Origin of the sequence: Streptomyces sp. NPDC015345 (genome assembly GCF_043078805.1) — a bacterium.
Lineage (GTDB): Bacteria > Actinomycetota > Actinomycetes > Streptomycetales > Streptomycetaceae > Streptomyces.
This window is the reverse complement of the sequence record NZ_JBIBTX010000001.1, coordinates 1269661-1292729: the sequence shown is the minus strand read 5'-3', so window position 1 is coordinate 1292729 and position 23069 is coordinate 1269661. Positions and strand designations below refer to the sequence as shown.

Annotated in this window: 25 protein-coding genes, 1 tRNA gene and 1 riboswitch; of the genes, 16 read left to right on the top strand and 10 right to left on the bottom strand. The window is 69.8% G+C overall.

Annotated elements, in window-relative coordinates:
• The first annotated feature begins 49 nt into the window (after positions 1-49).
• The 3 genes from ACF062_RS05840 to ACF062_RS05830 all read left to right on the top strand — a co-directional run bounded on the left by ACF062_RS05840 (position 50) and on the right by ACF062_RS05830 (position 1527).
• Positions 50-151: a putative leader peptide gene (locus tag ACF062_RS05840; protein WP_359639510.1), complete on the top strand. Its 102-nt coding sequence runs from the start codon at positions 50-52 to the stop codon at positions 149-151.
• A gap of 131 nt (positions 152-282) precedes the next feature.
• Positions 283-561: a MoaD/ThiS family protein gene (locus tag ACF062_RS05835; RefSeq protein ID WP_392136112.1), complete on the top strand. Its 279-nt coding sequence runs from the start codon at positions 283-285 to the stop codon at positions 559-561.
• 12 nt (positions 562-573) lie between these two features.
• Positions 574-1527: a PLP-dependent cysteine synthase family protein gene (locus ACF062_RS05830; RefSeq protein WP_392136109.1), complete on the top strand. Its 954-nt coding sequence runs from the start codon at positions 574-576 to the stop codon at positions 1525-1527.
• A 160-nt stretch (positions 1528-1687) separates the two neighbouring features.
• Here ACF062_RS05830 and ACF062_RS05825 read toward each other — a convergent pair whose 3' ends face one another.
• The gene (locus ACF062_RS05825) at positions 1688-2158 is read right to left on the bottom strand and encodes a type II toxin-antitoxin system PemK/MazF family toxin (RefSeq protein ID WP_392136106.1); all 471 of its coding nucleotides are present in this window, start codon (positions 2156-2158) and stop codon (positions 1688-1690) included.
• Between the two features lie 213 nt (positions 2159-2371).
• Between ACF062_RS05825 and ACF062_RS05820 the strand changes: the two genes are divergently transcribed.
• On the top strand, positions 2372-3124 hold the full coding sequence (locus ACF062_RS05820; RefSeq protein ID WP_392136103.1) for an MBL fold metallo-hydrolase: 753 nt from the start codon (positions 2372-2374) through the stop codon (positions 3122-3124).
• A gap of 71 nt (positions 3125-3195) precedes the next feature.
• On the opposite strand, the gene ACF062_RS05815 is transcribed toward ACF062_RS05820, so the two are convergent.
• Both ACF062_RS05815 and ACF062_RS05810 read right to left on the bottom strand, forming a co-directional pair.
• Positions 3196-4443, bottom strand: a complete 1248-nt coding sequence (locus ACF062_RS05815; protein ID WP_223774850.1) for a PTS transporter subunit EIIC — start codon at positions 4441-4443, stop codon at positions 3196-3198.
• A 225-nt stretch (positions 4444-4668) separates the two neighbouring features.
• Positions 4669-5994: a PTS transporter subunit EIIC gene (locus ACF062_RS05810; protein WP_223774849.1), complete on the bottom strand. Its 1326-nt coding sequence runs from the start codon at positions 5992-5994 to the stop codon at positions 4669-4671.
• A 234-nt stretch (positions 5995-6228) separates the two neighbouring features.
• Between ACF062_RS05810 and ACF062_RS05805 the strand changes: the two genes are divergently transcribed.
• The 4 genes from ACF062_RS05805 (at position 6229) to rdgB (ending at position 8491) form a co-directional block, all read left to right on the top strand.
• On the top strand, positions 6229-6462 hold the full coding sequence (locus ACF062_RS05805) for a glucose PTS transporter subunit EIIB (RefSeq protein WP_160505264.1): 234 nt from the start codon (positions 6229-6231) through the stop codon (positions 6460-6462).
• A 107-nt stretch (positions 6463-6569) separates the two neighbouring features.
• Positions 6570-7316 carry a ribonuclease PH gene (gene rph / locus ACF062_RS05800; RefSeq protein WP_223774848.1) on the top strand — a complete coding sequence of 249 codons (747 nt, stop codon included), beginning with the start codon at positions 6570-6572 and terminating at the stop codon, positions 7314-7316.
• Between the two features lie 132 nt (positions 7317-7448).
• On the top strand, positions 7449-7844 hold the full coding sequence (locus ACF062_RS05795) for a hypothetical protein (protein ID WP_223774847.1): 396 nt from the start codon (positions 7449-7451) through the stop codon (positions 7842-7844).
• 44 nt (positions 7845-7888) lie between these two features.
• On the top strand, positions 7889-8491 hold the full coding sequence (gene rdgB / locus ACF062_RS05790) for an RdgB/HAM1 family non-canonical purine NTP pyrophosphatase (RefSeq protein WP_392136098.1): 603 nt from the start codon (positions 7889-7891) through the stop codon (positions 8489-8491).
• 44 nt (positions 8492-8535) lie between these two features.
• On the opposite strand, the gene ACF062_RS05785 is transcribed toward rdgB, so the two are convergent.
• From ACF062_RS05785 to bcp, 5 genes are all read right to left on the bottom strand, one after another.
• Positions 8536-8618 (bottom strand) — tRNA-Leu (locus ACF062_RS05785).
• Positions 8619-8653: 35 nt separating this feature from the next.
• Complete coding sequence (locus tag ACF062_RS05780) at positions 8654-9316, bottom strand: HNH endonuclease (protein WP_392136095.1); 663 nt, start codon at positions 9314-9316, stop codon at positions 8654-8656.
• Entirely contained in the window at positions 9313-9954 is a 642-nt protein-coding gene (locus tag ACF062_RS05775; RefSeq protein ID WP_392136092.1) for an HNH endonuclease signature motif containing protein, read from the bottom strand. Before ACF062_RS05775 ends, ACF062_RS05780 begins: the two co-directional genes overlap by 4 nt.
• 141 nt (positions 9955-10095) lie before the next feature.
• On the bottom strand, positions 10096-11592 hold the full coding sequence (gene proP / locus ACF062_RS05770; RefSeq protein ID WP_392136089.1) for a glycine betaine/L-proline transporter ProP: 1497 nt from the start codon (positions 11590-11592) through the stop codon (positions 10096-10098).
• A gap of 147 nt (positions 11593-11739) precedes the next feature.
• The gene (bcp, locus tag ACF062_RS05765; RefSeq protein WP_223774844.1) at positions 11740-12207 is read right to left on the bottom strand and encodes a thioredoxin-dependent thiol peroxidase; all 468 of its coding nucleotides are present in this window, start codon (positions 12205-12207) and stop codon (positions 11740-11742) included.
• Between the two features lie 148 nt (positions 12208-12355).
• Here bcp and ACF062_RS05760 point away from each other — a divergent pair, with 148 nt between their 5' ends.
• The 3 genes from ACF062_RS05760 (at position 12356) to ACF062_RS05750 (ending at position 13589) form a co-directional block, all read left to right on the top strand.
• Positions 12356-12676 (top strand): DUF3618 domain-containing protein, encoded by a 321-nt coding sequence (locus ACF062_RS05760; RefSeq protein ID WP_356578692.1) that lies wholly within the window; start codon positions 12356-12358, stop codon positions 12674-12676.
• A 66-nt stretch (positions 12677-12742) separates the two neighbouring features.
• Entirely contained in the window at positions 12743-13087 is a 345-nt protein-coding gene (locus tag ACF062_RS05755) for a co-chaperone GroES (protein WP_223774842.1), read from the top strand.
• A gap of 63 nt (positions 13088-13150) precedes the next feature.
• Positions 13151-13216: riboswitch (guanidine-III (ykkC-III) riboswitch) on the top strand.
• Between the two features lie 52 nt (positions 13217-13268).
• Entirely contained in the window at positions 13269-13589 is a 321-nt protein-coding gene (locus tag ACF062_RS05750) for a multidrug efflux SMR transporter (protein ID WP_127912809.1), read from the top strand.
• 197 nt (positions 13590-13786) lie between these two features.
• On the opposite strand, the gene ACF062_RS05745 is transcribed toward ACF062_RS05750, so the two are convergent.
• On the bottom strand, positions 13787-16189 hold the full coding sequence (locus ACF062_RS05745) for a transglycosylase domain-containing protein (protein WP_392136085.1): 2403 nt from the start codon (positions 16187-16189) through the stop codon (positions 13787-13789).
• A gap of 186 nt (positions 16190-16375) precedes the next feature.
• Here ACF062_RS05745 and ACF062_RS05740 point away from each other — a divergent pair, with 186 nt between their 5' ends.
• The 4 genes from ACF062_RS05740 to ACF062_RS05725 are packed head-to-tail and all read left to right on the top strand — an operon-like array spanning position 16376 to position 19905.
• A complete protein-coding gene (locus ACF062_RS05740; RefSeq protein ID WP_392136082.1) occupies positions 16376-17197 on the top strand; it encodes an ABC transporter permease in 822 nt (273 codons plus the stop codon).
• Positions 17190-18032 carry an ABC transporter permease gene (locus ACF062_RS05735; RefSeq protein WP_392136079.1) on the top strand — a complete coding sequence of 281 codons (843 nt, stop codon included), beginning with the start codon at positions 17190-17192 and terminating at the stop codon, positions 18030-18032. Before ACF062_RS05740 ends, ACF062_RS05735 begins: the two co-directional genes overlap by 8 nt.
• Before the next feature lie 6 nt (positions 18033-18038).
• Positions 18039-19004: an ATP-binding cassette domain-containing protein gene (locus tag ACF062_RS05730; protein ID WP_392136077.1), complete on the top strand. Its 966-nt coding sequence runs from the start codon at positions 18039-18041 to the stop codon at positions 19002-19004.
• Between the two features lie 10 nt (positions 19005-19014).
• On the top strand, positions 19015-19905 hold the full coding sequence (locus ACF062_RS05725) for a DUF1707 domain-containing protein (protein ID WP_392136074.1): 891 nt from the start codon (positions 19015-19017) through the stop codon (positions 19903-19905).
• 36 nt (positions 19906-19941) lie between these two features.
• Here the strand turns inward: ACF062_RS05725 and ACF062_RS05720 are convergent, their stop codons facing one another.
• Positions 19942-21264, bottom strand: a complete 1323-nt coding sequence (locus ACF062_RS05720; RefSeq protein WP_392136071.1) for an SGNH/GDSL hydrolase family protein — start codon at positions 21262-21264, stop codon at positions 19942-19944.
• A 397-nt stretch (positions 21265-21661) separates the two neighbouring features.
• Between ACF062_RS05720 and ACF062_RS05715 the strand changes: the two genes are divergently transcribed.
• On the top strand, positions 21662-22873 hold the full coding sequence (locus ACF062_RS05715; RefSeq protein WP_356578703.1) for a DUF445 domain-containing protein: 1212 nt from the start codon (positions 21662-21664) through the stop codon (positions 22871-22873).
• The last annotated feature ends 196 nt before the right edge of the window (positions 22874-23069 follow it).

Below are 23069 nucleotides of genomic sequence, written 5' to 3'. Positions count from 1 at the left end.
TGTGAGATCACATTCCAGAACCCGGACCGGGAATCGATACGATGAGCGCATGGTTTCCCACGACGTGAGCGACAAGATGCCGGGCATGCTGCTCGTGGCGCGTCTGCACGTCGACCTGTGCAGGCTCAACAGCGCCATCTGTTCGCGCTGACCCCTGCCGCCGTACGGCCGGAAACGGGCCGCGGCGCCTCAACCGCGTACGACCGCGCACACCGGTGCACGACAACGACCGGACCGCCGCGCGCCCCTTCACCTGAACTCTCCCGACAGGAGCCCTCAGCCATGGCCATCGAGGTCCGCATCCCCACCATCCTCCGCAGCTACACCGACGGCGAGAAGGCCGTCCAGGGCAGCGGCGACACCCTCGCCGAGCTCTTCGGCGACCTCGACTCGCGGCACGCGGGAATCGCCGAGCGCATCGTGGACGGCGACAAGCTGCGCCGCTTCGTGAACGTGTACCTCAACGACGAGGACGTCCGCTTCCTCGACGGCATCTCCACGAAGCTCAACGACGGCGACAGCGTCACGATCCTGCCGGCCGTCGCCGGCGGCATGGTCTAGGCCCGATCCCGGATGCCTCGCTACGACTCCCCGCTCGCCGCCGTCGGCAACACGCCGCTCGTCCGCCTGCCGCGCCTGTCCCCCTCCGACCAGGTCCGCATCTGGGCCAAGCTGGAGGACCGCAACCCGACCGGCTCCATCAAGGACCGGCCGGCGCTGCACATGGTCGAACAGGCCGAGAAGGACGGCCGGCTGACGCCCGGCTGCACGATCCTGGAGCCGACCTCCGGCAACACCGGCATCTCGCTCGCCATGGCGGCCAAGCTCAAGGGCTACCGCATCGTGTGCGTCATGCCGGAGAACACCTCCCAGGAGCGGCGCGACCTGCTCGCCATGTGGGGCGCCGAGATCATCTCCTCCCCGGCGGCAGGCGGCTCTAACACCGCCGTCCGCGTCGCCAAGGAACTGGCCGCGGAGCACCCGGACTGGGTGATGCTCTACCAGTACGGCAACCCCGACAACGCGGGCGCCCACTACGCCACGACGGGCCCGGAGATCCTCACGGACCTGCCCTCCGTCACCCACTTCGTGGCGGGCCTCGGCACCACCGGCACCCTCATGGGCGTCGGCCGCTACCTGCGCGAACAGAAGCCGGACATCAAGATCATCGCCGCCGAGCCGCGCTACGACGACCTCGTCTACGGCCTGCGCAACCTCGACGAGGGCTTCGTCCCCGAGCTGTACGACGCCTCCGTCCTGACCAGCCGCTTCTCCGTCGGCTCGGCCGACGCGGTGACCCGCACCCGGGAACTGCTCAAGGAGGAGGGCATCTTCGCGGGCGTCTCCACCGGCGCCGCGCTGCACGCCGCGATCGGCGTCGGCAAGAAGGCGGTGGCGGCGGGCGAGCAGGCCGACATCGTCTTCGTCGTCGCCGACGGCGGCTGGAAGTACCTGTCGACCGGCGTCTACACCGCCCCGACCACCGAGGCGGCCATCGAGACACTCCAGGGCCAGCTCTGGGCCTAGGGCCTGTCTGACCATGCCCGCCTGCCCTCCGGGCGACGCGACGCGAATTGTCAGACAGGCCCTAGCCGCCGCGCGAAGACCGCTGCCCGGGCCGGTTCCCCGACCCGGGCAGCGGCGTTCCCCGACCCGGGCAGCGGCGGCCGAGGCCGCCCGGCGACGCTCACCCCGCCAGATACTTCACCTGGTCCCACAGCACCGGATCCACCACCCCGGCCCTGCGCCGGAACTCCCACAGCGGTACGTCCCGCAGCTCATCGGTCTCCAGGAAGCTGGGACGGCCATGCGCGTCACCGACCGCGCCCGGCGGCAGCGGAATCACGCCCGCCCGCTCCTCGTGGTACTTGCTGGTGATCTTCGCGACGCGCGCCCGCTCCCCGCGCACCGACAGGACCAGGCACGGCCGGTCCTTGCCGCCGGGCCCGTCCTCATAAGGCACCCGCGCCCACCAGATCTCCGCGGGCCGCGGGACGGGAAGCCGCCGCCGGGGCCCCCGCGGCGGCCGCTTCCCGGGCGGGGCGCCCGGCGGACGGGTGCCGGGCCGCCGGGGCCCGCGCCCCCAGCCGTCCACCAGCGCGACGACCAGCGCGAGTACCACCACGGCGGCCAGCGCGAGCCACCAGGACGTGTCCATACGCACGACGGTACCGGTGCGCCACCCGTACCGCCCGCCACTGAACCCCCGGCCCGCACGCCCGCCCCGCACGCCCCCCGAACCGGTGACAGCGCAGGTGAGTTCCCCCACAACGGCCCGTGACGGAGGAGCGACCAGGCCTTTTGCGCCTTACGCTCGACGGACCGCACACCCACCCCCCAGCTCTTTCGCCAGCGCGGAGGTTCCAGCTTCATGAAGCTCACCGTCGTCGGCTGCTCGGGGTCGTTTCCGTCCGCGGAGTCGGCCTGTTCGAGCTACCTCGTCGAGGCCGACGGCTTCCGGTTGCTGCTCGACATGGGTAATGGCGCCCTCGGCGAGTTGCAGCGCCACATCGGTCTGTACGACCTCGACGCGATCTTCCTCAGCCATCTGCACGCCGATCACTGCATCGACATGTGCGCGTACTTCGTGGCGCGCTACTACCGGCACGAGGGCGGCCGCTGCGCACCCATCCCGGTCTTCGGCCCCGAGGGCACCGAGCAGCGGCTCACCACCGCGTACGCCGACACGCCATCGGCCTCCTCGATGAGCGAGGTCTTCGACTTCCACACGGTCAAGCCGGCGTCGTTCGAGATCGGCCCGTTCTCGGTGCGTACGGAGAAGGTGCGCCACCCCGTCGAGGCGTACGCCATCCGCGTCGAGCACGGCGGCAGGTCCCTCACGTACTCCGGCGACACCGGCAGCTGCGACAGCCTGGACGAACTCGCCGCGGGGACGGACCTGTTCCTGTGCGAGGCGGCGTTCACACACGGCAAGGAGAACATCCCCGACCTGCACCTGAACGGCCGTGAGGCGGGCGAGTGCGCGCAGCGCGCCGGTGCAGGAAGGTTGCTGCTCACGCACATCCCGCCGTGGACGGACCCGCGGGTGAACCTCGCGGACGCGCGGGCGGTGTACGGGGGGCCGGCGGACCTGGCGGCGGCTGGAGTGACGTACGAGGTCTGATCCCGCCGACGCACGACGAAGGCCCCGGAACCGAACCGGTTCCGGGGCCTTCGACGTGAGCGGGGTGAGGGCTACGCCTTGGTGAGGTCCTCGATCTCCTCCTCGGGCTCACGGCCCGGGGTGGTGAGGTTGAACTTGAGGATCGCGAACCGGAAGACGAAGTAGTACAGCGCCGCGAAGACCAGACCGATCGGGATGATCAGCCACGGCTTGGTCGCGAGGCTCCAGTTCAGCGCGTAGTCGATGAAGCCGGCGGAGAAGTTGAAGCCGGCGTGCACCCCGAGCGCCCAGGTCACCGCCATCGAGACGGCCGTCAGCACGATGTGGAGCGCGTAGAGGACCGGGGCGATGAACATGAAGGTGAACTCGATCGGCTCGGTCACACCGGTCACGAACGACGTCAGCGCCAGCGAGATCATCATGCCCATCACGACCTTGCGGCGCTCGGGGCGCGCGCAGTGGGCGATGGCGATCGCGGCGGCCGGGAGGCCGAACATCATGATCGGGAAGAAGCCCGACATGTACATACCGGCGGACGGGTCACCGGCCAGGAAGCGGGCGATGTCGCCGTGGACGATCTCGCCGCCGTCGTTGAAGGAGCCGAGCTGGAACCAGGCGATGGTGTTGACGAACTGGTGCATGCCGATCGGGATCAGCGCGCGGTTGATGCCGCCGAAGAGCGCGGAGCCACCGGCGCCGAGACCGGTCATCCACTCGGCGAAGTTCTCGATGCCGTGACCGATGGGCTCCCAGACCAGACCGAAGAAGACGCCGACGAGGATGCCGACGAAGGCCATGATGATCGGGACGAGACGGCGGCCGTTGAAGAAGCCGAGCCAGTCGACCAGCTTGGTGCGGTGGTACTTCTGCCACAGCATCGCGGCCAGCAGGCCCATGATGATGCCGCCGAGGACACCTGGATTGTTGTAGACGGCCGGAGCGTCCTCGCCCTTCTTGACCACCGCTTCGGTGACCGGGAAGGCCTCGAGTACCTTGCTGTAGACGAGGAAGCCGACGACGGCGGCGAGCGCGGTGGAGCCGTCCGCCTTCTTGGCGAAGCCGATGGCCACACCGATGCAGAAGAGGAGCGGCAGCGAGCCGGTGATCGCACCGCCGGCGTTGTTGAAGACCGCGGCGACCTTGTCCCAGCCGAGGCCGTCCTTGCCGAAGACGTCATCCTGACCGAGCCGCACCATGATGCCGGCGGCGGGCAGGACGGCGATGGGCAGCTGGAGACTGCGGCCCACCTTCTGCAAGCCCTGGAACAGGCCGGAGCCCCGCTTCTTCGCGGGCGCCGCCTTGGCGGTGGCCGTACTCATGTCTTCCTCCATGTGCGGGTGCTGTCGGGGACAGTTGGGGGTGGACAGCATCCAGGTGGTCTACACCACTCACTGGTGTAGACCTGTTGTAGCACGGTGAAGGTGACATAAGGAACCTGTGATTCCTGTGTGCTGGGCCATATCCGGAAAAGGCCGACGAAAGGCCCCCGGACCCGAGGTCCGAGGGCCTTGCGGAGGGGCCCGGGCGCTACCCGTGCCGCGGAGTCACGCCTTCGTCTGCTCCCGGTCCAACGCCTCCGCCTCCTCCTCCGGCTCCCGCCCCGGCGTCGCCAGATCGAACTTCACGATCACGAAGCGGAACACGAAGTAGTACACGACCCCGAAGCCCAGACCGATCAGCAGGATCAGCCACGGCTTCGTCGCCAGGCTCCAGTTGATGACGTAGTCGATCAGCCCCGCCGAGAAGCTGAAGCCGTCCTTCACGCCCAGCGCCCACGTCACCGCCATCGAGACACCGGTGAGCACCGCGTGCAGCGCGTACAGCAGCGGGGCGATGAAGAGGAACGAGTACTCGATCGGCTCGGTGATGCCCGTGACGAACGACGTCAGACCGACCGACAGCATCATGCCGCCGACCACCTTGCGCCGCTCCGGCCGCGCGCAGTGCGTGATCGCCAGCGCCGCCGCCGGCAGCGCGAACATCATGATCGGGAAGAACCCCGAGGTGAACTGGCCCGCGGACGGGTCACCCGCGAGGAACCGGTTGATGTCACCGTGCACCATCGTGCCGTCCGGCTTCGTGTAGTCACCGAACTGGAACCACACGAACGTATTCAGGAACTGGTGCAGGCCGACCGTGAGCAGCGCGCGGTTCGCGACGCCGAAGATGCCGGAGCCCAGCCAGCCCAGATCCACCAGCCACTTCGAGAAGCTCGTCAGCGCGTCACCGATCGGCGGCCAGATCCAGACGCACAGGCCCGCGAAGACCAGCCCGACGAAGGCCATGATGATCGGCACCAAGCGGCGGCCGTTGAAGAAGCCGAGCCAGTCGACCAGCTTCACGCGGTGGTAGCGCTGCCAGAACCACGCGGCCAGCAGCCCCATCACGATGCCGCCGAACACCCCGGGATTCTGGTACGCCGCCTGCGCGACCGTCCCGTCCTCCGCGACGCAGACGCCGCCCCACATCCCGGCGGCGGAGAAGGTGGTGTCGGTGGGGCAGTCGTCGGGGAAGGCGCGGAGCACCGCGTAGTAGACGAGGAAGCCCGCGACCGCGGCGAGCGCCGTGGAGCCGTCCGACTTCTTCGCCATGCCGATCGCGACGCCGATGCAGAACAGCAGCGGCAGGCCGAGCGAGGAGTCGAGCAGGGAACCGCCCGCCGCCGCGAAGACCTTGGCGACGTTCGTCCAGCCGAGCCCGTCGTCGCCGAAGACGTCCGGCTGGCCGAGACGGTTGAGGATGCCGGCGGCCGGCAGGACCGCGATGGGGAGCTGGAGGCTGCGGCCCATCTTCTGCAAGCCCTGGAACAGGCCGTTCCACCACTTCTTCCTTGGCTTCTTCCGCGGGGCCGCGGCAGCGTCGGAACTCATCGGCGTCCTCCCGGGACAGGCCTGGTTTGGCGGTCGTCGAAAACTGGTGTAGACCAGTTGAGAACGGGTGAGAGCGCCGCCTCGACGGGAACCGGCATGAGGCGACACCTTGATCGTCATCATTGGGCACGCGTGCCGTAACCGCCCGCGAAGATGGTCCAACCGTGCGTTAACGTGACATGGCGGACCCGCGGCGCGCTGAGGGCCGCGTCCTTTGGAACCAGGGAGAAACACATGGCCAGCAAGGCTGAGAAGATCGTCGCCGGGCTCGGCGGCATCGACAACATCGAAGAGGTCGAGGGCTGCATCACCCGCCTCCGCACCGAGGTCAACGACCCGAGCCTCGTCGACGACGCCGCGCTGAAGGCCGCCGGCGCCCACGGCGTCGTCAAGATGGGCACCGCGATCCAGGTCGTCATCGGCACCGACGCCGACCCGATCGCCGCGGACATCGAAGACATGATGTGAGTTCCTGAACCGCACGGCCGCAGGGCCGCACGGCTTCACGGCTTCACGGACGAGGGCCTTCCCCTGACCGGGGAAGGCCCTCACCCATGTCCCGATAGGCTCAGCCCATGTCCTCTACGCCCGCCCCCCGCATCGACGGCCGCACCCCCCAGCAACTCCGCCCCATCACCATCGAACGCGGCTGGAGCAAGCACGCCGAGGGCTCCGTCCTCATCTCCTTCGGCGACACCAAAGTCTTCTGCACCGCCTCCGTCACCGAGGGCGTCCCGCGCTGGCGCAAGGGCAGCGGCGAGGGCTGGGTCACCGCCGAGTACTCGATGCTGCCCCGCTCCACCAACACCCGCGGCGACCGCGAAGCCGTCCGCGGCAAGATCGGCGGCCGCACCCACGAGATCTCCCGCCTCATCGGCCGCAGCCTGCGCGCCGTCATCGACTACAAGTCACTCGGCGAGAACACCATCGTCCTCGACTGCGACGTCCTCCAGGCCGACGGCGGCACCCGCACCGCCGCCATCACCGGCGCCTACGTCGCCCTCGCCGACGCCGTCGCCTGGGCCCAGGGCAAGAAGCTCGTCAAGGCAGGCCGCAAGCCCCTCACCGACACCGTCTCGGCCGTCTCCGTCGGCATCGTCGGCGGCGTCCCCCTCCTCGACCTCTGCTACGAGGAGGACGTGCGGGCCGAGACCGACATGAACGTCGTCTGCACCGGCGACGGCCGCTTCGTCGAGGTCCAGGGCACCGCCGAGGCCGAGCCCTTCGACCGCAAGGAGCTCAACGCGCTCCTCGACCTCGCCGTCGGCGGCTGCGAGGACCTCGCCGCCCTCCAGCGCGAGGCGCTCGAAGCGACACGGTGACGATCACGCGGCGGTGACCTTCGCCGCGCACGCAACCAACGACCCCCTGACGGGCGTTGTTACAAGTAGTCACGAGTACGGGCGCACGGGCACCACCGTGCGCCCGTACGCACCTTGGGGAGGGACCGAACCATGGCCGCGCGCCACCGTCGTATCGCCACCACCGTCGCCGCCGTACTGATCGCCGTACCGGCCGGTGTCGGCCTCGTCGGCTGCAGCGCCGTCGAAAAGGCCCTGGACTGCGTCCAGACCGCCGACACCATCGCCGACAGCGTCACCGACCTCCAGCAGGCCGTCGAGAACGCCGCCGACAACCCCGCCGAGGCCGACCGGGCCCTCGACGACATCGGCAAGAACCTCGACAAGATCAGCGACAAGACCGACGACACCGACGTGAACAAGGCGGTCGACGACCTCGACAAGGCCGTCGACAACGTCCGCGAGGCCATCAAGAGCGGTGACGGCACCCCTGACGTGGGTCCCGTCACCGACGCGGCGGGCGAACTGACGAAGGTCTGCACGCCGTAGCGGACCCGCCGTGCCTCCTGGATGCCTACTTGGATACTGGGGGCATGACCCGCCTCATCCTCGCCACCCGCAACAACGGCAAGATCACGGAACTGAGGGCGATCCTCGCCGACGCAGGCCTCACCCATGAGCTCGTCGGCGCGGACGCCTACCCCGAGATCCCCGACGTCAAGGAAACCGGCGTCACCTTCGCCGAGAACGCCCTGCTCAAGGCGCACGCCCTCGCCCAGGCCACGGGTCTGCCCGCCGTGGCCGACGACTCCGGCCTCTGCGTCGACGTCCTCGGCGGCGCCCCCGGCATCTTCTCCGCCCGCTGGGCGGGCCGCCACGGAGACGACACCGCGAACCTGTCCCTCCTCCTGGCCCAGCTGTCCGACATCGCCCCGGAACACCGCGCCGCCCACTTCGCCTGCGCGGCGGCCCTGGCCCTGCCGGACGGCACGGAACGGGTGGTGGAGGGCCAACTGCGCGGCACCCTGCGCGCTGCCCCGTCGGGCTCGGGCGGCTTCGGCTACGACCCGATCCTCCAACCGGAGGGCGAGACGCGCACGTGCGCGGAACTGACGGCGGAGGAGAAGAACGCGATCAGCCATCGCGGCAAGGCGTTCCGGGGGTTGGTGCCGGTGGTGCGGGAGTTGTTGGGCTGAGGAACGCAAAGGGGCCGTCCGCAGCGGACGGCCCCTTTGTCATGTGCGGCCGATGGGAGTCGAACCCACATGGGCAAATGCCCCGAGGCACCTAAAACCTCTGCTTATACCATTCAGCAACGGCCGCGTACCTGCCCATGGTACCGATGTCCCTGTACTGCACTACGGGCGGCGCCGGTTTCCACCCCTGCACCAGGTGTCGGTGATGGCATGGCAGTTGGGGCATAACAGCCGCAGATTCTCGCGCCGGTCGTCGCTCCAGTCGCCGTTGATGTGGTCGATCTCCAGGGTCATGGGCCGTCCGTTCCATTCGGGCGGGGATCCGCACCCGTCGCAGACCTCGGGGACGCCGACCTCGCGCAGGGCTCGACGCAGCAGGTTGGTCCTGGTGCGGCGTGCCCCGCTGTGCTTGACGAGTACATCCGCGGCTGTCTTCACAGGCGTCGGCCCTGGCCTGCCCCGCTGGTGGGCCTGGCCGAGGAAGTGGGATGTGTCGAGCCCGTCCTCCGCGACCCATTGAGGCAGCAGGGCTCGCCGTCGACTGGTGTCCGGCCTTCCCAGAGCGCGCAGGGTCTGCGCAATCGACGAGCTCTGGGCAACGGCCCGCCGCAGCTCGTCTGAAGCCGGCTTGGGATATGGCCCGCCTCTTTGACGGCGCGGCATATGGGAGACATCGATGCCATAGTCGTCGAACCGTTTGAACAGGTGGCGGCGCAGACCCCGGTATGGGCGCGCCCCCACGAACGCGATGACCTCCTCCATGGTCGAGCAGTTCTTCGCGGCCGCTGCCAGCAGCTCCCGCGTGTAGCGGACCGGCTCGTTCACGACTGACGGCCCTTGCCGCGGCCACGGTAAGTGTCGGTGGTCGAGTGGCAGTTGGGGCACAGGAGCCGCAGGTTCTCGACCCTGTTGTTGCGCCAGTTGCCATCGATGTGGTCGACCTCCAGTGGCAGGGGATGTCCTCGCCACAGTGGTTCCGTCCCGCACATCGCGCACCGCTCTGCGACGCCGAGTTCGGCCATGGCCTGCCTGAGCCGGTCGCTGTGGACACGCCGGGCGCCCGCCGGGTCCTGCTCGACCAGGAGCTGGTCGGGTGTGCGGCGCTGCTTGGGGATGCCGTGCCGGGACGGCTGCTGAAAGTGCGATGTATCGATTCCGTATGCCTTGATGCGACGGCTGATGTGCGTGTGATGACCGCCCACGACCTCGACTCCCAGGTACCGCAGCACGTCGTTCACGCTGCTCGACGCGGCTACCGCTGTTTCCAGAAGCTCCTTGGTCCACCGAGTCGCCTCCCGCTGGAAATGCGACGTATCGACTCCCAGCCTCCGCATCCGTTCACGCACGTACCTCCGCGTCGGACTCTTCGGATCCACTCCCAGCTTGCCGAGTGCCTCGGAGAATGTCCGCGACGACTTCGTCGCCTCCTCCAGGCGTTCCCTGGTGTACGGACTGACCGGCATCTTCCCCTCCGCATCCGACCGCACGTTCGCAGCCCCGTACGGCCTAACGAACCGAAAATCGGACCGTCACGCCCGGAATGCGGAATGGCCCGCCCCACTTGGTGCTGGGGCGGGCCATTCCGGGGCGGGGGGCGGGGAGGGTCAGAACCGCGGGGCCGTTGCCTGGGCCTCCACCAGTTCCGCCGCCTCCTCCTTCGTCTCCACCGACGGCGGTGAGCCCGACAGCGGCTTCTGGGCCGTTTCCTTCATGCAGGCCACCGCGATGACGCCGACGACCGCCGCCGCCATCGAGTAGTACGCCGGGACCATGTCCGTACCCGTGACGCTGATCAGGGATGTGATCACCAGGGGAGCCGTGCCGCCGAAGAGGGAGGCGGAGAGGTTGTAGCCCACGGAGAGGGAGCCGTAGCGGACCGAGGTGGGGAAGAGGGCCGGGAGCGTCGCCGACATCGTGCCGAGGAGGCAGACCAGGGAGAGGCCGAGCAGGAGCATGCCGCCCGAGACCGCGAGCAGGCTGCCCTGCTTGATGAGGAGGAAGGACGGGAGGGAGAGGAACAGGAAGCCCAGCATTCCCGTCATCAGCAGCGGCTTGCGGCCGAAGCGGTCGGAGAGCCTGCCGACCTGGCTCATGATCAGCATCAGGACGATCATCGTGCCGATGAGGATCAGCAGGCCGTGGGAGTCGTCGTAGCCGAGCTCGTCGGAGAGGTACGTCGGCATGTACGACAGCAGCATGTAGTCGGTGACGTTGTACGCGCCGACGAGCGCGACGCAGAGGATCAGCGTCGGCCAGTGCCGCCGGAAGATCTTCGCCAGGTCGCCCTTGGCCGTGGTCTCCACGGTGGAGGCGCCTTCGGACGCCGAGTGGAAGCTGGCGTCCTCCAGCTTCTGGAAGGCGGGCGTCTCGTCGAGTTTGAGGCGCAGGTAGAGGCCGACGAGGCCCAGCGGGCCCGCGACCAGGAACGGCACGCGCCAGCCCCACGACTCCATGGTGTCCGGGCCGAGCGCGGTATTGAGGATCAGGACCAGGCCGGCGGCGCCGGTGTAGCCGGCCAGGGTGCCGAGCTCCAGGAAGCTGCCGAAGTAGCCGCGGCGCTTGTCGGGGGCGTACTCGGCGATGAAGGTGGACGCGCCGCCGTACTCACCGCCCGTGGAGAAGCCCTGGACGAGGCGGAAGAAGATCAGCAGGACCGGGGCCCAGAAGCCGATCGTGGCGTAGGACGGGATCAGGCCGATGGCGAGCGTGCCGATGGCCATCATGATCATCGTGAGGGCGAGGACCTTCTTGCGGCCGATCTTGTCGCCCATCGGGCCGAACACCATGCCGCCGATGGGCCGGACCAGGAAGGAGACCGCGAAGGTCGCGAAGGAGGAGATCAGCTGGACCGTATCGTTCCCGGAAGGGAAGAAGACGTGGCCGATGGTGACGGCGAGGTAGCTGTAGATGCCGAAGTCGAACCACTCCATGGCGTTGCCGAGCGAGGCGGCCTTGACCGCCCGCTTGACCGCGGCTTCGTCCGTGACCGTGATGTCGGTGCGGCGCAGCGGCGGGTTCTTGCGCCGTTTGGCGGCCCGGAACAGTGTGCGGTGGCGTCTGATCGCCTCGGTATCGGCCGCGGTCTCGTCGTGGGCCGCCATGGAGTGGTTCCTTTCGTTCTTCGGACGTGCTCCCCCGAAAATCCCCTCCGGCTCACTTGCTCGGTCATAGCCGATGCAAACGAAAGCCCCCTGCGAGGGGGGCTTTGTCACAGTTTGGGCCGGTGTCGGGACCGGGGGAGCCGTCGGTCAGACGCCGAGGTCCCTGATGATCTTGGCGACGTGGCCGGTCGCCTTCACGTTGTAGAAGGCGTGCTCGACCTTGCCCTGTTCGTCGACGACGACGGTGGAGCGGATGACGCCGGTCACCGTCTTGCCGTAGAGCTTCTTCTCGCCGAAGGCGCCGTAGGCCTCCAGGGTCTCCTTGGAGGGGTCGCCGACCAGCGTGACCTTGAGGTTCTCCTGCTCGCGGAACTTCGCGAGCTTCTCCGGCTTGTCCGGCGACACGCCGATGACGTCGTATCCGGCCGCGGCGAGGACGTCGAGGTTGTCGGTGAAGTCGCAGGCCTGCTTGGTGCAGCCGGGGGTGAGGGCGGCCGGGTAGAAGTAGACGATGACCTTGCGGCCCTTGTGGTCGGCCAGCGAGACGTCCTTGCCGTCGGCGTCGGGCAGGGTGAAGGCGGGGGCGGTGTCGCCGGGCTGAAGTCGCTCGCTCATCTTCGGTCTCCTCGCGGTGGGCATCTGTAAAAGGTGTGGTGACGGAGTCGAGCGTAATAGGGGTGCCGTGGGGTGCGGCGCGCGTGAAGCTGACAGACTGTGGTCACGGATCACGTCCACATCATCGATACGACCTGGAGGCAGCGCGGTGTCGGATGCCAGGACCCCTGCGCAGATCGAGGCGGACATCAAGCGCCGGCGCGACCAGCTGGCCGAGACCCTCGACGAGATCGGGGTGCGCGTCCACCCGAAGACGATCGTCGGGGACGCGAAGGCGAAGGTCGTCTCCAGTGTGGACAACTCACTGGGCCGGGCGTACGTCGGGGCGAACCGATTCGTCTCGGACGTGAAGGGCCGGTTCGTCGCGGAGGACGGTTCACCCCGTATCGAGCGGATCGTCCCGGTCGCCCTGGTGGCCGTGGGGCTCGTCGGGCTGTGCGTGGTGGCCTCGCGGCGCCGCGACAGCTGACCCGGAGGGCCGCATACCTGCCCCCGGAGGGCCGCATACCGTGCCGGTGCGGGTAGGTTCGGTGGCGTGAGCGAGAAGACCCACCACGACGACAAGCTGCCCATCCGGATGCTGCACGACCGCGTGCTCGTGCGGCAGGACACCAGTGAGGGCGAGCGGCGCTCCGGCGGCGGCATCCTGATCCCCGCGACCGCGGCCGTGGGCCGCAGGCTCGCCTGGGCCGAGGTGGTCGCCGTCGGGCAGAACGTCCGCACGGTAGAGCCGGGCGACCGGGTGCTGTACGACCCCGAGGACCGCGCCGAGGTCGAGGTGCGGGGCGTGGCGTACGTCCTGATGCGCGAGCGCGATCTGCACGCCGTGGCCGCGGACCGGTTCGAGGGCTCCGAGGACACGACGGGCCTGTATCTGTAGCCGGGCCCGCCAAGGACCTTCGGCAAGGGGCTGGTGACCACTGTCACCAGCCCCTTACGCATGCCTTTGCTACGGTGGAAGCACCCCGACGAGACGCGCCGTACCGGGTTTCCGCAAAGACGACGCACCCCCATCAGGCGACACGCGCCCGGCGCGTGTCCTACTCGTCGGAGGTGCTGTCATGGCCTGGGTTCTGTTGATCGTCGCCGGTCTGCTCGAAGTGGGCTGGTCGATCGGAATGAAGTACACCGACGGATTCACCCGGCTGTGGCCCAGTGTGTTCACGGGCGCGGGCATCGTCGCGAGCATGCTGCTGCTGTCGTACGCCGCCAGGTCGCTGCCCATCGGTACCGCGTACGGCGTATGGGTGGGCATCGGTGCCGCGGGTGCGGCGGTGCTCGGCATGGTGATCCTGGGTGAGCCGGTCACCGCCGCGCGGATCTTCTTCGTCTGCTTGCTGCTGGTGGCCGTGGTCGGCCTGAAGGCGACCTCCGGGCACTGACCCGGGCCGGGGGCGGCGGGCGCTAGGGCCTGTCTGACAATTCCCGCCTGCCTCGCGACGCCATGCACGCACTCTCGCCGCACCGGGCGCAGAGCCAAGTACATCCAGTACGAGGCCCTACGCCCGGCACGCCGAGAGCACGCACCTGACGCCGCGAGGCCGCCCTCCGGGCGACGACGCGAATTGTCAGACAGGCCCTAGTCGTCCGTCAGGGCGCCGATCGCGCCGCCGTCCGAGGCGCCGCCGTCGTCGGTGGCTCCTCCCGCGTCGGTGCCGCCGTCCGTCGGGCCGCCCGGGGTTCCTCCGTCGGCCGTTCCGCCGTCGGTGGCGCCGCCGTCCGTGGTGGCTCCGCCGTCGGTCTGGTCACCCGTCTGGCCGCCGGTGGCCGGCCCGCCGGTGTCCGTGCCGCCGTCGGTGGTGGTCGCGCCGCCGGTGTCCGTGCCGCCGCCGGTGGTGGTGGCGCCGCCCGTGTCGGTGCCGCCGTCCGTCGTGCCGCCGTCGGTGGGGCCGCCGTCGGTGGGCTTGCCGGTCTCCGGGGGCAGGGTGCCGCCGGTGGTGGTCGGGTCGGGCGGCAGCGGGAGGTCCGCCCCCTGCTCCAGCTCCAGGTCGAAGTCCTTGACCGGCTTGCCCTCCAGGGCGGCCTTGGTGAACTGCGCCCAGACGCGGGCCGGGTAGGCGCCGCCGTTGATGCGGGTCTCGCCGAGGGCGCCGTACAGCGGGGTGTGCGCGCCGGTCTCGGGGTCCTGGCCCATGACGGCGACCACGGTGGCGAGGTCGGGGGTGTAGCCGGCGAACCAGGCCGCCGTGTCGTTCTCGGCGGTGCCGGTCTTGCCCGCGGCGGGCCGTCCCGCGCCCTGGGCGGCGGTGCCGGTGCCGCCCTGGACGACGCTCTGCAGGATGGATGTGGTGGTGTCGGCGGCCTCGCGGGTGACGGCCTGCTTGGTGGTCTGCTCCGGCAGCTCGACCTCCTCGCCGCCCTTGGTGATCTTCTCGACGATCGTGTACGTGCCGTGCTTGCCGTGGTTGGCCAGGGTCGCGTACGCCTCGGTCATGTCCAGGACGCTCGCGGTGGAGGGGCCGAGCGCGATGGAGGGCGATGCGGTGAGGTCGGGGGTGGTCTTCGGGACGCCGAGGGCGATCGCGGTGTCCTTGACCTTGTCGGCGCCGACGTCGACGGCCATCTGCGCGTACACCGAGTTCACTGACTTGTCGGTGGCCTCGCGGACGGTGGTCTCGCCGTAGGAGACCTGGTCCTCGTTCTCGGGGGCGTACGTGCCGCCGCTCCAGCCCTGCACGGGACGCTTGTTGGTGCCGTCGTACACGGTGTTGGGGGTGATGGGGCGGCCGTCCTGGGTGACCGAGCCGTTCTCCACCGCCGAGGTGAACACGAACGGCTTGAACGTCGAGCCGACCTGGTAGTCGCGGCGCGTGGCGTTGTTGACGTACTGCTTGGTGTAGTCGATGCCGCCGTACATCGCGACGACCTTGCCGGTGGCCGGGTCGATGGAGGCGCCGCCCGCGCGGACGTTGCGGTCCACCTTGCGGGCGTCTTTGTCGACCTTCGACATCACCTGGTCGTCGACGGCCTTCTTGAACGCGTCCTGGCGGTCCTTCTGGAGCGTGGTGGTGATGCGGTAGCCGCCCTTGGCGAGGGTGTCCTCATCGATGATCTTGTTGGTGGTGAGGTAGTCCTCGACGGCCTTCACGACATAGCCGCGCTGCCCGGACAGGCCCGCCGCGCCCTTGGCCTCGTCGGGCATCGGGAACTTCGCCTTCGCCCGGTCCGCCTTGCCGAGCCAGCCCTCCTTGACCATGCCGTCCAGGACGTAGTTCCAGCGGCCCGCCGCGCGCTGCTTGTTCTCGGGGTGCGTGGCGACGTCGTACGCGTTGGGGGAGTTGAGCAGGGTCGCGAGGTAGGCGCCCTCGGCGGTGGAGAGGTCCTTGACGTTCTTGCCGTAGTACGCCTGGGCGGCGGCCTGCACGCCGTACGCGTTGCGGCCGAAGTAGCTGGTGTTCAGGTAGCCGGAGAGGATGTCGTCCTTGCTCACCTCGCGGTCCAGCTTGATGGAGATGAAGAACTCCTTCACCTTGCGGGTGACCGTCTGCTCCTGGCCCAGGTAGTAGTTCTTCACGTACTGCTGGGTGATCGTGGAGCCGGACTGCTTGCCCTTGCCGGTGACGGTGTTCCAGGCCGCGCGGACCATCGCCTTCGGGTCGACCGCGGACTCGCTGTGGAAGTCGCGGTCCTCGGCGGCGAGGACGGCGCGCTGGACGTGCAGGGGGACTTCGGACAGCGGGACGTTCTCGCGGTTGACCTTTCCGTCGCGCGCGATCTCCGTCCCGTCCTCGTACAGGTAGACGTTGCTCTGCTTGGTCGCCGCGGCGTTGGCCGGGGGGATCTCCACCAGCAGGTAGCCCGCCAGGAAGGCGCCCACGCAGAGCAGGGCAAGGAGCAGGAAGCCGCCGAGGACCATGCGCCAGGTCGGGAAGAGCCGCCGCCAGCCCGTGCGCTTGGGGCGCTTCGGCTTCTTGGCCTTGCCGGTCCCGGTGGCCTCGCCACCGTCCCCGGCGGGGCCCTGCTGCTGCGGCTCGTCGCTCATGTCTTGCGGAACTCCCGGTTAGCGTCGTACGTCCAGTACGCCTCGTAACCCCCATTGCACACTGTCGCCACAGGAGTCGGCACCAGGCACGCGCCCCCGAGGCGAAAATGCCTGGCGCGTGCGATCCCGGTCACAGTACGATCCTGCGCTTTGGCCCGATTCGGGACGAGGCTCACTGTGAAAGGGATGCACGTGCGCGCAGGACGGTTCCGTCTGTACGCCGCCGTCGCCGAAGGGGGGTTCCGCAGATACGCCACTTACCGGGTCGCGACCGCGGCGGGGGTGTTCACCAACACCGCCTTCGGGCTGATCCTCGCCTACACCTACCTCGCGCTCTGGGACGAGCGGCCCGGCCTCGGCGGGTACGACCAGGCGCAGGCCGTCACCTTCGTCTGGCTCGGGCAGGCCCTGCTCACGGTCATGGCGCTGATGGGCGGCGGCTTCGAGGGCGAGCTGATCGAGCGGATCCGCACCGGTGACATCGCCGTCGACCTCTACCGGCCCGCCGACCTCCAGGCCTGGTGGCTGGCGAGCGATCTGGGCCGCGCCCTCTTCCAGCTCCTCGGGCGCGGCGTCCTGCCGATGGCGGCCGGCGCGCTCGTCTTCGACCTGGCGCTGCCCGAAGATCCGCTGCGCTGGCTCGCGTTCCTCACGGCCGTCTTGCTCGGCGCCCTCGTCAGCTTCGCGCTGCGCTTCCTGGTGGCGCTCTCCGCGTTCTGGACCATGGACGGCGCGGGCGTCAGCCAGGTGGCGATGCTCGCGGGCACCTTCTTCTCCGGGATGCTCCTGCCGCTGAACGTCTTCCCCGGAGCGCTCGGCGAGGTCGCCCGCGCGCTGCCCTGGTCGGCGCTGCTCCAGGTCCCCGCGGACGTGTTCCTCGGCCGGCACACCGGCCTCGACCTGATACGTACGTACGCCTTCCAGCTCGGCTGGGCCGCGGCGCTGCTGACCGCCGGGCGGCTGCTCCAGGCCGTGGCGACCCGACGGGTGGTGGTCCAGGGTGGCTGACCTGTCCCGGGTGCGCTTCCGGCAGGCCCAGGTGCGCGACGGGCTGCGGGCCTATCGGCTGATCTCCGCCATGTGGATCCGCTCCCTCATGGCCTACCGCCTGTCCTTCGCGATGACCGCACTCGGCAACTTCGCGGTGACCGCCTTCGACTTCGCGGCGATCCTGCTGATGTTCTCCCAGGTGGACCGGCTCGGCGGCTACTCGCTGGCCGAGATCGCCTTCCTGTACGGCGCCTCGTGCACCGCCTTCGGCCTCGCCGACCTCTCGCTGGGCTCCATGGACCGCCTCGGCAAGCGGGTGCGCGACGGCACCCTCGACACGCTCCTCGTGCGGCCCGCCCCGGTCATCGCCCAGGTCGCCGCCGACCGCTTCGGGCTGCACCGGATCGGCCGGCTCACGCAGGGCGCGCTCGTTCTCACGTATGCCCTGGTGGTCCTGGACATCGACTGGACGGTGGTGAAGATCCTGACGGTGCCGATGATGCTGCTCGGCGGGGCGGGGATCTTCGGGTCGCTGTTCGTGGCGGGCGCGGCGTTCCAGTTCGTGGCGCGGGACGCGGCCGAGGTGCAGAACGCCTTCACCTATGGAGGTACGACGCTGCTCCAGTACCCGCCGACCGTCTTCGCCAAGGACCTGGTGCGCGGCGTCACGTTCGTCCTGCCGCTCGCCTTCGTGAACTGGCTGCCCGCCCTGTACGTCCTCGGGCGGCCCTATCCGCTCGACCTGCCGGTGTGGACGGCGTTCACGCCGCCGCTGGTGGCCGCGGGCTGCCTCGCCCTCGCCGGGCTCGCCTGGCGCACGGGTCTTCGTTCGTACCGCAGCACAGGGAGTTGACGCCTCATGGAAACCGACCTCATCGAGCTGGACGGCGTCGAGAAGGTCTTCGACGTCCGCAGGAAGACGGGCTTTCTACGGCGCGAGCGGCACGAGGTGCGGGCGGTCGACGGCATCTCCTTCACCGTGCCGCGCGGTGAGATGGTGGGCTACATCGGGCCGAACGGCGCGGGCAAGTCGACGACGATCAAGATGCTGACGGGGATCCTGACGCCGAGCGGCGGCCGGCTGCGCGTGGCGGGCATCGACCCGTCCCGCGACCGCACCCGCCTCGCCCGGCGCATCGGCGTGGTCTTCGGCCAGCGCACCACCCTCTGGTGGGACCTGCCGCTCATCGACTCGTACCGCCTGATGCACCGCATGTACCGCATCCCGGACGCCCGCTACCGCGAGAACCTCGACCGGTGCGTGGAACTGCTCGAACTGGGCGCGCTGCTGGACGTACCCGTGCGCCAGCTCTCGCTCGGCCAGCGGATGCGCGGCGACATCGCGGCGGCGCTCCTGCACGACCCCGAGGTGCTCTACCTGGACGAGCCGACGATCGGCCTGGACGTCATCAGCAAGGCGAAGGTGCGGGAGTTCCTGCGCGACCTGAACGCGCAGTCCGGCACCACGGTCCTGCTCACCACCCACGACCTCACCGACATCGAGCAGCTCTGCAAGCGCGTGATGGTCATCGACCACGGGCGCCTGATGTACGACGGTCCGCTGGCCGGCCTGCACGAGGTGGGCGAGAGCGAGCGCACCCTGGTCGTGGACCTGGAGCGTGAACTGCCGCCCATCGAGATCGAGTCGGCGCGGGTGGTGAAGGTGGAGGGCCCGCGCCAGTGGCTCGCCTTCCCGGCGGCGGAGTCGGCGGCTCCCCTTGTCGCGCGGATCGCGGACCGGTACCCCATGGTCGATCTCTCGGTCAGGGAGCCGGACATCGAGGCGGTCATCGCCAAGATGTACGCGGACAAGGTGACCTCGTAGGCTGCCCCTCATGAGTGACGCTGCATCCTCCGGGGGAACATCGCACGGACCCGCCGGGCCCGAACTGCCCGACCTGCGGGCCGCCGACGCCGACCGTGAGCGGGTCGCCGAGCTGCTGCGGGACGCGCTGGCCGAGGGCCGCCTCGACATGTCGGAGTTCGAGGAGCGCCTGGACGCCACGTACAAGGCCCGCACCTACGGCGAGCTGGAGCCGATCACCCGCGACCTGCCCACGCACGGGGCCGCCAAGGTGTCCATGGTGAAGCGGCCAGGGAGCCCCGAGAGCGATGCCCCGGCCACCATCGACTGGGCGGGGCGGATGGTGGACGGCGAACCGTCCTCGGTCGGCGGCTTCGCCTTCTGGAGCGGGTTCAGCCGCAAGGGCGGCTGGGTCGTGGGGCGGCAGTTCACCGCGTTCGCGATGTGGGGCGGCGGCGAGATCGACCTGCGCGAGGCGTACTTCACCGAGCGCGACGTGGAGATCCGCTGCTTCACCGTGATGGGCGGCCTCCAGGTCATCGTGCCGCCCGAGATGAACGTGGTGGTGCGCGGCCTGGGGATCATGGGCGGCTTCGACGACAAGGCGACCGGTGTGGGCACCCCCGGCTCGCCCCGCGTGGTCGTCAAGGGCTTCGCCCTGATGGGCGGCGTCGGCGTCGACCGCAAGCTGCGCAAGGCCGAGAAGCTGCGGCTCAAGGAGGAGCGGCGCCGGGAGAAGCTGGAGCGCCGGGAGGCGCGTCGTGCGGCGCAGTGGGAACGGGCCGAACAGCACCGCATCGGGCACGAGGAGCGGCACGAGCTGCACATGCGCAAGCGCGAGAAGCGGCGTGAGGGGCGGGGGCCTGGCGGGCCTGGCGGGTCGCCGGACGTGCCGCAGGACAGCCCCGGGGACTCGCAGTAAGGGCCGGCGGGGCTCCAGGCGGCGGCCGAAGGACCGTCAGAGCTGTGCTGCCGCCGAGCCCTTGAGGTGCGAGAGGTTGAAGGTCTCCGCCATCTTGCGGTAGCCCGCGTCGGACGGGTGCAGGTGGTCGCCCGAGTCGTACTGCTCGCGCAGCGTGCGCGGGTCGTACGGGTCCCGCAGGGCGCGGTCGAAGTCGACGAACTCGTCGAAGACCCGGCCCGAGCGGATCTGCTCGTTCACCGACTGGCGGACCGCTTCGAGCGCGGGCTCGTAGCCGCGGTGGCCGCCGAACGGCATCAGCGTCGCGCCGACGACGCGCAGGCCGCGCGTGTGCGCCTGCCGGGTCAGCTCGCGCAGGCCCTCGACGATGCGGTCCGGGTCGTTCTGGTGCGGGTTGCGCAGGATGTCGTTGACGCCGAGGGCGATGACCACGGCCTTCACGCCCGTGCGGTCGAGTACGTCACGGTCGAAGCGGGAGAGGCCCGACGGGTTGACGGCGGGCCGTCCGTTGCCGTCGGACAGGATGCGGTTGCCGCTGATGCCCTGGTTGACGACGCCGTAGCGGGGCGCGCCCGACTCCTCGCGCAGGCGGTCGGCGAGGACGTCGGTCCAGCGGCGGTTGGCGCCCATCGTGGACGTGATGCCGTCGGTGATGGAGTCGCCGAAGACGACGACGGTGCCGTCGGTCTCGGTGCTCAGCACGTCGACCGCGGAGAGGTAGCGCCAGTAGGGGCTCTGCTCGGTGTAGGCGTCGCCCGCGGGGTCCTCGGTGCGGTCGCCCTCGGCGACGAAGCTGATCTGGCGCGCGTGCGGGTGGTACGTCACCGGGCCCGAGGGCGTCGGCGAGTACGTCGTCACCAGCAGGTCGCTGTCGTGCGGGACCCGCAGTCGGGCACCGTCGCTCATCACCTGGGCGCCCGGCGGGATCACCACCGAGGTGTTGCCGTTGAACGTGAGGCGGCGCAGCGTGCCGGGGGCCGCGGCCGGGTCGTTCGAGGCGGAGGCCAGCGCGACGGAGGCGTGGGTGATGCTCAGCGGCGTGGTTCCGTAGAGGTTCGACAGGGTGATGCGGACGCTCTCGCCGCCGACGCTGGTGTGCACGACGTTGCGGATGGAGCGGCCTGCGAACCCCTTGCGTTCCGTGCCCGGTTCGTACCCCGCGGGCGAGGCGGACCAGGAGCCGACCCAGGTGCCGGAGGAGGCGGGGGCGGCGGAGTTGCGGGGGCCCTGCGGACCCGCGCTGATGGTGTCCTGCGAGCCGTCGTCGGTGCCGGCGACGCCGACGTATATGGCGGCGGAAATCACCACTATGACCGCGATGACCGCGGCGAGAAGGGCATAACCGTGTCGCTTGGTCATGCGGGCTCTGTCTCCTCGGGCAGGGGGAGCCCCGAGGCTCCGGTGTGATCATCCCATGATGCGGCATGGTCCGTGAGGCGGCCGACACTGCCCCCTCCGCTCTTTGAGACGCCGGGAACTTGTCGTTCGTTCCAGGAGTAGGGAGGAAGGGACGGAGAACACATGACGCGGAATCATGCGGATGAGGACGAGGCGAACGGGCCAGGTGGAGTGAGTGCAGAGCGCAAATGCGGAGAAAAGGACTGAATCGGGTGATGGCCGCCTATCGGGTGAAGGCGGGCCGTTGGGAGCACCCTCGGCACCCCCCGCGCCCCCGGCGGCTCCGGTGACCCCGGTCGCCCCCGGTGGCTTCACCTACAGCCCCGCCGACGAGGAGAAGCGGCGCGGAGTACGCCGTATGAAGATCACGGCGACGGGACTGCTCGTCTTCGTCGCGCTCGTCTACGTACTGGCGAAGTGGGCACAGCACTCCGGAGCCGGCGCCTGGACGGGGTACGTCGCGGCGGCCGCCGAGGCCGGCATGGTCGGCGCGCTCGCCGACTGGTTCGCCGTGACGGCGCTCTTCCGGCACCCGCTCGGCCTGCCCATCCCGCACACGGCGATCATCCCGAACAAGAAGGATCAGCTGGGCGCCTCCCTCGGTGACTTCGTGGGGGAGAACTTCCTCTCCGCCGACGTCGTACGAGGCCGCCTGCACGCCGTGGGCATCGGCGGCCGCCTCGGCACCTGGCTGGCCCAGCCCGCGCACGCCGACCGCGTGACGGCCGAACTGGCCACGGCGCTCAGGGGCGCGCTGACCGTCCTGCGCGACTCCGACGTGCAGGCCGTCGTCGGCGAGGCCATCACGCGCCGCGCCGACGCCCAGGAGATCGCCCCCGGCATCGGGAAGATGCTGGAGAAGATCGTCGCCGACGGCGGCCACCGCAGGGTCGTCGACCTCGTCTGCGTACGCGCCCACGACTGGCTGGTGGAGCACGCCGACTCGGTGATGGACGCGGTGCAGGGCGGGGCGCCCGGCTGGACCCCGCGGTTCGTCGACAAGAAGGTCGGCGACCGCGTCTACAAGGAATTGCTGCGCTTCGTCACCGAGATGCGGGACATGCCGGAGCACCCCGCGCGCGGGGCCGTCGACCGCTTCCTCGCCGACTTCGCCGCCGACCTCCAGTCCGACTCGGACACGCGGGAGCGCGTGGAGCGCCTCAAGCGGGAGGTACTCGGGCGCGGCGAGGTGCAGGACCTCATCGCCTCCGCCTGGTCGGCCGTACGATCGATGATCGTGGCCGCCGCCGAGGACGAGCGCAGCGAGCTGCGGATGCGTGTGCGGGCCTCGCTGCTCTCGCTCGGCGCCCGGATGGCGCAGGACGGCCGGCTCCAGCAGAAGGTGGACGGCTGGGTCGAGGGCGCGGCGGTGTACGTCGTCACGACCTACCGGGACGAGATCACCTCCCTGATCACGGACACCGTGGCGGGCTGGGACGCGGAGCACACCTCGAAGAAGATCGAGGCGCACATCGGGCGGGACCTCCAGTTCATCCGGATCAACGGCACGGTGGTCGGCTCTCTGGCGGGGCTGGCGATCTATACGGTGTCGCGGCTGTTCGTGGGGTGAGGACGCGCTGCCGTCGGCCTGGCCTGGCGTGGCCCGGGGCTTTCCGGCGGTGGCGGTGCGGGGCCCTCCGGCGGTGGTCGGCGCGGGGCCTTCCGGCGGTGGTCGGCGCGCGTGAGGAAGCGTTTGCCGGGCACTCTGGAGTTGCTCACTCGGAGTTGAGGGGGCCGTCGCCCGCGCAGCGCGACCAGTCGGCAGC